This window comes from Ancylobacter sp. FA202 (genome assembly GCF_000380205.1).
In the GTDB taxonomy this organism is placed as follows: Bacteria; Pseudomonadota; Alphaproteobacteria; order Rhizobiales; family Xanthobacteraceae; genus Ancylobacter.
The window spans coordinates 2,623,836-2,632,603 of sequence record NZ_KB904818.1 but is presented as its reverse complement, the minus strand read 5'-3'; the positions used below and the strand labels follow the sequence as shown (position 1 = coordinate 2,632,603).

General features: G+C 64.7%; 11 protein-coding genes. 7 read left to right on the top strand and 4 right to left on the bottom strand.

The window, feature by feature from the left end:
* Positions 1-7: 7 nt before the first annotated feature.
* From A3M1_RS0111915 to A3M1_RS0111895, 5 genes are all read left to right on the top strand, one after another.
* A complete protein-coding gene (locus A3M1_RS0111915; RefSeq protein ID WP_018389198.1) occupies positions 8-670 on the top strand; it encodes an amino acid ABC transporter permease in 663 nt (220 codons plus the stop codon).
* Between the two features lie 31 nt (positions 671-701).
* Positions 702-1,466 (top strand): amino acid ABC transporter ATP-binding protein, encoded by a 765-nt coding sequence (locus A3M1_RS0111910; protein WP_018389197.1) that lies wholly within the window; start codon positions 702-704, stop codon positions 1,464-1,466.
* 35 nt (positions 1,467-1,501) lie between these two features.
* Complete coding sequence (locus tag A3M1_RS0111905; protein WP_018389196.1) at positions 1,502-2,302, top strand: transporter substrate-binding domain-containing protein; 801 nt, start codon at positions 1,502-1,504, stop codon at positions 2,300-2,302.
* A 71-nt stretch (positions 2,303-2,373) separates the two neighbouring features.
* The gene (rpiB, locus tag A3M1_RS0111900) at positions 2,374-2,820 is read left to right on the top strand and encodes a ribose 5-phosphate isomerase B (RefSeq protein WP_018389195.1); all 447 of its coding nucleotides are present in this window, start codon (positions 2,374-2,376) and stop codon (positions 2,818-2,820) included.
* 31 nt (positions 2,821-2,851) lie between these two features.
* Positions 2,852-3,766, top strand: a complete 915-nt coding sequence (locus A3M1_RS0111895; RefSeq protein ID WP_018389194.1) for a ribokinase — start codon at positions 2,852-2,854, stop codon at positions 3,764-3,766.
* Between the two features lie 608 nt (positions 3,767-4,374).
* Here A3M1_RS0111895 and A3M1_RS26705 read toward each other — a convergent pair.
* Positions 4,375-4,542 (bottom strand): hypothetical protein, encoded by a 168-nt coding sequence (locus A3M1_RS26705; protein WP_018389192.1) that lies wholly within the window; start codon positions 4,540-4,542, stop codon positions 4,375-4,377.
* Between the two features lie 19 nt (positions 4,543-4,561).
* On the opposite strand from A3M1_RS26705, the gene A3M1_RS0111880 reads away from it, so the two are divergent.
* Positions 4,562-4,924: a helix-turn-helix domain-containing protein gene (locus tag A3M1_RS0111880; protein ID WP_018389191.1), complete on the top strand. Its 363-nt coding sequence runs from the start codon at positions 4,562-4,564 to the stop codon at positions 4,922-4,924.
* A 213-nt stretch (positions 4,925-5,137) separates the two neighbouring features.
* On the opposite strand, the gene A3M1_RS0111875 is transcribed toward A3M1_RS0111880, so the two are convergent.
* The 3 genes from A3M1_RS0111875 to A3M1_RS0111865 all read right to left on the bottom strand — a co-directional run bounded on the left by A3M1_RS0111875 (position 5,138) and on the right by A3M1_RS0111865 (position 7,726).
* Positions 5,138-5,572 (bottom strand): hypothetical protein, encoded by a 435-nt coding sequence (locus tag A3M1_RS0111875; protein ID WP_018964110.1) that lies wholly within the window; start codon positions 5,570-5,572, stop codon positions 5,138-5,140.
* 350 nt (positions 5,573-5,922) lie between these two features.
* A complete protein-coding gene (locus A3M1_RS0111870; RefSeq protein ID WP_256379652.1) occupies positions 5,923-6,561 on the bottom strand; it encodes a DUF3987 domain-containing protein in 639 nt (212 codons plus the stop codon).
* Between the two features lie 17 nt (positions 6,562-6,578).
* A protein-coding gene (locus tag A3M1_RS0111865) for an IS3 family transposase (RefSeq protein WP_085930251.1) occupies positions 6,579-7,726 on the bottom strand; the annotation gives its coding sequence in 2 pieces (ribosomal slippage) (positions 6,579-7,480 and positions 7,480-7,726; 1,149 coding nt in all).
* Positions 7,727-7,936: 210 nt separating this feature from the next.
* Here A3M1_RS0111865 and A3M1_RS0111855 point away from each other — a divergent pair.
* Positions 7,937-8,341, top strand: coding sequence for a hypothetical protein (locus A3M1_RS0111855; protein ID WP_018389189.1), 405 nt, complete (start codon positions 7,937-7,939; stop codon positions 8,339-8,341).
* Positions 8,342-8,768: the final 427 nt, after the last annotated feature.

The following is an 8,768-nucleotide window of genomic DNA, read 5'->3' as shown; positions in this document are numbered from 1 at the left end:
GATGACCATGGGCGGCGCTCTCAACATCAACCACCTTCTCTTCCTTGGCCATGGCGCGCTGTGGACCATCGGGCTTTCCGCCATCGCGCTGGTCGGCGGCGGTAGCTTCGGCTTCCTGATCGCGCTCGGCCGGGTGTCGCCGAGCCGGGCGGTGCGGCTGCTGGCGGCCACCTATGTGCAGCTCATCCAGGGCACGCCGCTGCTGGTGATCATGTTCCTGTCCTTCTTCGGGCTGGCGGCGCTCGGCCTCAACATCTCGCCGCTGCTCGCCGCCGGGGCCTCCATGACGATCTTCGTCGCCGCCTATCTCGGCGAGATCTGGCGCGGCTGCATCGAGGCGGTGCCGAAGCAGCAATGGGAGGCGGCCGAAGGCCTCGCTTTGTCCCGCAGCCAGCGCATGGTCAAGGTCATCCTGCCGCAGGCCATCCGCCTCGCCACGCCGCCCACGGTCGGCTTCATGGTGCAGATCGTCAAGAATACCTCGCTCGCCTCGGTGGTCGGCTTCGTCGAACTGACGCGCTCAGGCCAGATCATCAACAATTCCCTGTTCGAGCCCTTCATCATCTACTCGATCATTGCCGTCGTTTACTTCTCGCTCTGCTACCCGCTCTCGCGCCTCAGCCGCCGGCTGGAGCGTTCGGCCCTCCAGAAGAAGCCGGCACTTGCGTGACACGGCCCGCGGAACGCCAAGGAAACCGCCCATGAACGCTCATGTAAATCCGCCCTCCGTGCCCCCGAACGCCCCGGTCGTGGCGCTGCGCAATGTCCATAAGAGCTTCGGCTCGCTCAAAGTGCTCGACGGCGTCAGCTTCACCGTCGGGCGCGGCGAGGTCACGGTGCTGATCGGCCGCTCCGGCTCCGGCAAGAGCACGGCGCTGCGCTGCATCGACCGTTTCGAGACCATCGATGGCGGCGAGATCGAGGTGTGCGGCCGGCGGGTGGACGATGCCGGGCTCGATGTGCGGGCACTGCGCCAGGATGTCGGCATCGTCTTCCAGAGCTACAATCTGTTTCCGCACCTCACCATCGAGGAGAACATCACCCTCGCCCCGCATGCGGTGAAAAAGGTGCCGAAAGCCGAGGCCCGTGCCCTCGCCGCCAAAGTGCTGGCGCAGGTGGGGCTGGAGGAAAAGCTCCACGCCTATCCCGAGCAGCTTTCCGGCGGCCAGCAGCAGCGCGCCGCCATCGCCCGCTCGCTCGCCATGCAGCCCAAGGTGATGCTGTTCGACGAGGTGACCTCCGCGCTCGACCCGGAACTCACCGGCGAGGTGCTGAAGGTCATCGAGGCGCTCGCGGCTGAAGGCATGACCATGGTGCTGGTCACGCATGAGATGAGCTTCGCGCGCGGCATCGCCGACCAGGTGGTGTTCATGCACAAGGGCAAGGTCCACGAAGCGGGACCGGCCGGCATCCTCTCATCGCCCTCCACGCCCGAACTCGCGCAGTTCGTCGGCACGGGGTTCTGAGCCTTCACAACAAAATGCAAGCAAGGGAGAGACGCATGATCAAGCATACGATGTTCGCGGCCGCCGTGGCGGCGGCCTGCCTCCTTGGCGCCACCGCCGCGCGGGCCGATCTTCTCGACGACATCATGGCGGCGAAGAAGATCCGCATTTCAACCGACCTCGCCATCCCGCCGTCGGGCATGATGGACGCCAGCATGAAGCCCACCGGCTCTGACGTGGAAACCGCCGAGCTTCTCGCCAAGGATCTCGGCCTGCAGATCGAGTGGGTGCAGACCACGGGCGCGACCCGCATTCCCAACCTGCAGACCAACAAGGCGGACGTCGTCATCTCCACCCTCTCGGTCACGCCCGAGCGCGCCAAGGTGATCGACTTCACCGAGCCCTATGCGGCGCTGGAATCGGTGGTCGGCGGCCTCAAATCGATCGAGGTCAAGGACTGGGACGGCCTGAAGGGCAAGAAGATCGCCGTCTCGCGCGGCACCACCCAGGACACGGCGCTGACCAATCGCGCCAAGGATGGCGGCGGGTTCGAGGTGGCGCGCTATGACGACGACGCCACCATGGTGACGGCGGCGGTGACCGGCCAGGCCGACTTCGTCGCCACCTCGGCCACCATCGTCAACCAGATCGGCGTCAAGAACCCGGCGCGCGCCTTCGAGCCCAAGGTGCTGATCACCACCTTCAATCTCGCCATGGGCGTGAAGAAGGGCGAGCCGCGCCTCGTCGCCAAGCTCAATGAGTGGATCGCCGCCAACATCGCCAACGGCAAGCTGAACGCGATCTACAAGAAATATCACGGCGCCGACCTGCCGGCAAACATGCGCGGCGCCAGCTGAGCCGCCCCCCTTCCCAACCGGCGGCGTCCGCGAACGGGCGCCGCCGCCCTGCCACACTCAAGGAAACCAACATGCGCCTTGTCATTGGATCCGATCATGCCGGCTGGTCGCTGAAAGGCGCCGTCATCGAGCACATTCGCAGCCTCGGGCACGAGGTGATCGATGTCGGCTCGTATGACGACACGCCGGTCGACTTCCCCGACATTGCCCGCCAGGTGGCGGCGAAAGTCACCTCGGGCGAGGCCGAGCGCGGCATCATGGTGTGCGGCACCGGCGTCGGCGCCTCGATCGCGGCCAACAAGATGAAGGGCATTCGCGCCGCCGTCTGCCACGACATCCACTCCGCCCACCAATCGGTCGAGCATGACGATGTGAACGTCATGTGCATCGGCGCGCAGATCATCGGCCCGTGGCTGGCGCAGGATCTCGTGGCCTCCTATCTTGCCGCCGAATTCTCCACCGACGAGGATTTCCGCCGCCGGGTGGAAAAGCTGCACCAGATGGACGCGGAAGGCTGACGGCCGTCAGGGCGGCGATGGGGAGGAAACCGTGATCCTTGTCTTCGGATCGATCAATATGGACCTCGTCGCCTGCGTCCCGGCGATTCCCCGGCCGGGTGAAACCGTGCTGTCGCCGGGCTACCGCACATTGTTCGGCGGCAAGGGGGCGAACCAGGCGGTGGCGGCCGCGCGCATGGGCGGGAAGGTCACCATGGTCGGCCGCGTCGGCGCGGACGGTTTCGGCGAGGCCTGCCGCGCCAACCTCGCCGCCAATGGCGTGACAACCGACCACGTCGCCACCTGCGCCACGCCGACCGGCTGCGCCTTCATCACCGTGGACAGCGCAGGCGAGAACGCCATCACGGTCGCCAGCGGCGCGAATGGAGAAGTCGAAGTCGGCGACCTGCCGGACGGCGTTCTCGCTTCCGCGTCCTTGGCGGTGATGCAGATGGAGGTGCCGCTGGCGGCCAGCCTCGCGGCCGCGGCGAGGGTGCGGGCCGCCGGCGGGCGGGTGATCTGGAACCTCGCCCCCGCCCCGGCCGGCCTCGGCGCGGCGGACATGCTCGCGATCCTCGCCGCGACGGACATACTTGTCGTCAATGAGATCGAGGCGCTGATGGCCGCCCACGCCCTTGGCGGCGCTCCCGATTTCAGCACCGCCGCGCGCCAGCTGGCGGCGCAGGGCGACACGGTCTGCGTCGTCACCGCCGGCGCGCAGGGGGCTTTTTTCGCAACACCCGATGGCGCGCTCCACCACGCCCCGGCCTTTCCGGTAACGCCGGTCGACACCACGGGCGCCGGCGACACCTTCGTTGGCGCCCTCGCCAGCGAACTGGCCTCGTTCACCGGGCTTGACCAGGCCGTGCAGCGCGCCTGCGCGGCCGCGTCGATGGCCTGCCTCGTCAGCGGCGCGCAGGACGGCATGCCGACGCGCCCGCAGCTCGACGCCTGGATCGCACGCTGATCCCTGCGACCACCGCGGACTGGCAGAACCGCAGGAGAAGCGGGCGCGAAAGCCGTGATCGCGGGGCCGGAGGAACGTTTCTTTTATTTGGAACACCACACCCGGCTTGACCGGCCCGGGCTCTGTCGGATTAGCTGCGGGGAAGCATTGAATTACCTGTACCGACGGACTTTCCACCGCCCTTGGGGATCAGCGTTCCACCACCAGAGGACAGCATCCACGGCGCCATGAGATCACGGTCGAGGCCCCCCAGCCGGATCCCCCCTCTCGCTTTCGGCAGCCACCAGGCTCTCGAATTCACCGATGCCGAGCAGATGTCGGAGGTGCTGACGCGGGCGGGGACCGCCACGACCGTCTACCGGCCCACGGGGCGCGACACGTCCTTTCTCAGCCGCGCCGCGATGTTGCGCGCCGGCAAGGCGCGTCTTGTCGCCAGCGCGTCGTCCTCCGTCCAGTTCGATGCCGGCGGCGCCAGCATCGGCATTCTGATGGTGCCTTTTCACGGCCTGACGACGACACGCTGCGACGGACGCAGCCTCGAATGGGGGGCGGCGCGCAGCGCGCTGTTCCTGCCGCCCGGCGGATGCAGCGGCCAGTCTACCGCCCGCTCAGTGGTGGGGATCGACATCGAGCCTGACGTGCTGGGCGCGATTCTGCGCGGCATGCTCGGCGATCAGCGCGCGGCCGACCGGAAGCCGGCCGCCGATTTCACCACGCCGCGCGCCTTGGGCCTCGCTTTGGAGGGCGTGGATTTCAGCCAGCTGCTGTTCCAGCACATCGCCCTGGATGAATGCGATGAATGGCGATCCCGAACGGATCACCCGCGGCCTGAACATGGCGTGCGACTATATCGACGCCAATCTGGACGGGCGGATCACCCTCAGCGATCTGGAACGGGTGAGCGGGTTGTCGGCGCGCAGCCTGCAATATGCTTTCCGTGCCACCTTCAATCGCTCGCCCATGCAATGGACCACGGACCGGCGCCTGGAAAAGGTGCGGGAACGGATCTTGTCCGCCCGCACCGGCGACACGCTGACCGCTATTGCCGGCGCGTATTTCACCAACCTCGGCGATTTCTCCCACTCTTACCGGGCGCGCTACGGAGAGCTTCCCTCGCAGACGCTGCAGAACGTGCTGGCGCGGCCGCTGCGCAGCTGAGGCCATGGCCGCCGCAATCCCGCGCCGGCGCCGGCCTTTTTCGGCTCCCGAGTCATGGCGGCGAGCCGGCTCAGCGAGATCGGTCAATAGAGTGCCGACGTCCTCGCGCGGCAATTGGCGCAGCGAGCGCCAACGCCATCCGCGCCGTCCCCACCCTGCCGCGTATTGGAACGAACACGCAAGCAGGATGGAAGCGCCGACACGCGTCGAGCCTTACTTCAGCGACAGGGCCAGCCCGCTCAGATCAAGGCTGACGATGACGCCCTTTTGCTCGCCGCTCAGCTCCAAAATGGCACCGTTCTGGTTCGTCAGGACGACGACTTGCGCGCCCTTTCCAAAGGCGGCGCCAGCACCGCCCTGGGCATAGACCCCAGACACGTCAGACGGACGCCGGATATTCTTGACCGTTCCGTGCAACCGCGTCTCGGAAGCGCCGAAGGTCAGGCCATAGCTCAGACCCCCGACCGAGAGGGGATATTTGCGGCCCTGAAACGTCAGCACGCCGTCACCGGCCGATCCGCCGACCACAAACCCGGCCTTCAAGATACGGATGCTGATGGTGCCGTCATCGGCATGCGCCATCGATACGGCACCGAAGAAGGTTGCCAATGCGAGGAGCCCGACCCTTAGTACCGACAAGAATTTCATCGACGATGCCTTCCAGACGAGAGCGATGCGCGATGTTGCCCACCGTTAGATAACGTTCACTCTGGCGTTTCGTTGCGCGACAATCAACCGGAGGAGGAACGCCTTTTCGTTGCGCCGAGTTGGCTTCGTTGCGCCAAGGTGGCCTGCCGCTTTGGCGTCTCCCACTCCGGCGCAGCGGCGAGAGCGCCGGCTTGACGCACGGCAGATGCCGCTCACGCGATCCGGCGACCGCGCGGTCGATACAAAGGGCACCGGGCAGGTGCTGTTTGGAGGGGTCTTTTCCAAGATACTGGATTGGGCGCCGGATTGGCTCCGCCTTCATCACGGCGCCATGTGTTGCGATAATCTGATCAGGACGTGATCGCCTGAAGCGGCAGTGGCATGCGGTGCGGCCAACACGTCTTCACTCGGGAGGCGGGAATGGTCCACGATGGCACCGGATGGTACCGGACCATCAACAGTTGTGTTTTCGTTGATATTACTACGTTTCCTGGACCTGGCAGGACAGCGCCAACCAAGCCCTCAATGCGATCGTGGAATTCGATCCAGACTGAACACGCCTCTTGGCCGATCGGCAGTTCCCGCGGATTGAGCTCGTTGGCGATGAACTCCGGGGGTAGAAGCGCGGGCTTGGCTTCCAGAAGGCGAAGCAGATGGGCGCTGTACTGGCGGATCGTCGCATCCACGTCTGAGGGAACGTCGCGATGGAAACGTGTGCCGGCTAGGCTCTCTGGCGAGGCGACGAGAAAGCGCGACAGCAGGCCCTGATCGAGCAGAGCTTCGCTGCCCAGGAAGTCCGCTGCCCCTCCCGGCTGGATCATGATGTGAATGGCAAGCCGCCGCCCATTGAGGATCGACACCCCGTCGCCCGCTCGGACCCGCTTGATGGGACTTCCATCCCATGCTTCGGAGAGAAGGGCGGCAGTACGCCGGCGGTTGTCCTCGGTCATAGCGTGACCGCCTGTGAACATGCTGCCTTCAGCGGTAATGAACCGCCCCGCGTTTTCTAGACGCCCTCGGCTTTGGCTTTGTGCTGCCGTTCGAACTCGATTGGGGACAGCATCCCATTGCGTGCGTGCTTGCGGGTGGGGTTGTAGAACATCTCGATGTAATCGAACACGTCCCCGCGTGCCTCGTCGCGCGTGCGGTAGACCTTGCGGCGGATACGCTCGCGCTTGAGCAGGTTGAAGAAGCTCTCGGCCACGGCGTTGTCATGGCAGTTGCCGCGCCGGCTCATGGATGGCTCCAGGTCGTGGTGCTTCAGGAACGACGCCCATTCCATGCTGGTGAACTGGCTCCCCTGGTCCGAATGCACCAGCACACGGCCCTTCGGCTTGCGTCGCCAGACGGCGGCCAGCAGCGCCTGAAGCACGACGTTGGTCGTCTGCCGGGCCTGCATGGACCAGCCGACGACGCGGCGGGAGAAGAGGTCGATCACGACCGCCAGATAGGCGAAGCCTTCGTGGGTGCGGATGTAGGTGATGTCGGTCACCCAGGCCTTGTCCGGCGCCTCCGCGTCAAACCGGCGATCGAGCGTGTTGTCGACCGCCAGGGATGGCTTGCCTCCATAGTGGCCGGGGCGGCGCTTGTAGCCGATCTGCGCTCGGATGCCGGCAAGCCGCGTCAGCCGCGCAACTCGGTTGGGACAGCAGCTCTCGCCCATGTCCGCCAAGTCATCGTGGAGCTTTCGGTAGCCATAGACCTTGCCGCTCTCGCTCCATGCCGCGCGGATCAGCTCGGTCTGTCGGTGGTCTTCCTGCGCGCGCTTGCTCAGCGGATCCTTCAGCCAGGCGTAGAAGCCACTGGGCTGGACACGCAGGCACCGACACATGGCACGGATCGAAAACAGCAGGCGATGCTCAGCGATGAACGCGTACTTCACTTTGCATCCTTGGCGAAGTACGCGGCTGCTTTTTTTAGGATGTCGCGCTCCTCCGTAACGCGTTGCAACTCGCGCTTCAGCCGGCGGACCTCCGCAGCCTGATCGTCATCGCGGGCCACGGCGGCAGGCTTGCCGTACCGTTTCCTCCACTCGTAGAGCGAGTACTTGCTGATCCCCAGTCGCGCCGCCACCTCCGCAACCGGATAGCCCCGCTCGGTGATCTGAAGGACCGCGTCGCGCTTGAAGTCCTCGGTGAAGTTCGCCTTGCCCATTGGGGCCTCCTTGCCTCAAAATTTAGGGAAGAAGGCGTCCAGGAATCTAGGGGCGGTTCAGAAGAAGTGGTCGACCAATTGAAGTCTCCTGACAAATTGCCACACATCCCATCCTTGGTCGCAACGGCATTTCAGACGGCACGTTTGTGGCCGAGTCATCGGCCTCAGGCCTTTGCGCAGATTCGTTCTGCAGTAGCCAGCCGAGATCCGATGCGCGTTTATCCAGCCTACGTCGCGATGAGTCAATTTGTCAGGAACGCGTCGCCAAGGGCCAAGGTTCCCCGTGAGATCAAAGAGCTTCTACTCCACGCTTGTGAACAGCGGACGCAACCGGGTCTGAGTTCCACTCTCAAGCTGTTGGGTGACATGATTGAAAAAAGCCAGCTGAACGACGATGACGTCGAGCGTCTTTCAAGCGCTCTACCCGACGTGCTCAATGAGTATCGCTATGACCAGCGAAACTTGGAGGTTCCGTCAATGGCGGAATTGCCCAACGTTCGCAAAGGCGTGCATCGCCTCTCGAAAATGTTGCTGGATAGCAGCGCTGAGGTGAAACGAATAATGTTAGAACTGGATAAGGACCCGCTGCCGGAAGTTCGTTTTCTCAATGAATAAAGCGATGCTACAGCTTCGAGCGGCAGGTCTTCGCGGAGGGCGGTGAAGGCCATGGTGTGCGTCTGGTCGGAATAGAAGACCTCGGCCAGGCATGGCCGTCGCGCGAACCTTCCTACAGCTGGAGGAACTTGCCATCACGCTCTAGATCGCTGCCAAACTCCATCGTGTAGGTGAGGCCGGCTAGGGAGAGGGAAGTCGCCATACGGCTCATCCCCCTATATCATCCCGAAATGCCGGAGCACATCCTCGATCGCGCCCCGCTTTTCGGGCGGGTACGGATGCTGCCTCACATTGCTATCGGCGCGGTTGAACGCTTCCCTGCCGACCAGGCCGTGGTCGCTTTTGACATGCGCAATCCAGCACGTCTTCGGCACGAAGCCAGCGGACGATTTCACCCGCTCCTGAACTTGCCGGCAAGTCGCCACGT

Excerpts from the sequence above, each read along its gene's own strand:
- A3M1_RS0111875 (WP_018964110.1), bottom strand. The coding sequence starts at position 5,572 with ATGAAATTCTTGTCGGTACTAAGGGTCGGGCTCCTCGCATTGGCAACC.
- A3M1_RS0111880 (WP_018389191.1), top strand. The coding sequence starts at position 4,562 with ATGAATGGCGATCCCGAACGGATCACCCGCGGCCTGAACATGGCGTGC.
- A3M1_RS0111910 (WP_018389197.1), top strand. The coding sequence starts at position 702 with ATGAACGCTCATGTAAATCCGCCCTCCGTGCCCCCGAACGCCCCGGTC.
- A3M1_RS0111855 (WP_018389189.1), top strand. The coding sequence starts at position 7,937 with ATGCGCGTTTATCCAGCCTACGTCGCGATGAGTCAATTTGTCAGGAAC.
- A3M1_RS0111915 (WP_018389198.1), top strand. The coding sequence starts at position 8 with ATGGGCGGCGCTCTCAACATCAACCACCTTCTCTTCCTTGGCCATGGC.
- rpiB (WP_018389195.1), top strand. The coding sequence starts at position 2,374 with ATGCGCCTTGTCATTGGATCCGATCATGCCGGCTGGTCGCTGAAAGGC.
- A3M1_RS0111905 (WP_018389196.1), top strand. The coding sequence starts at position 1,502 with ATGATCAAGCATACGATGTTCGCGGCCGCCGTGGCGGCGGCCTGCCTC.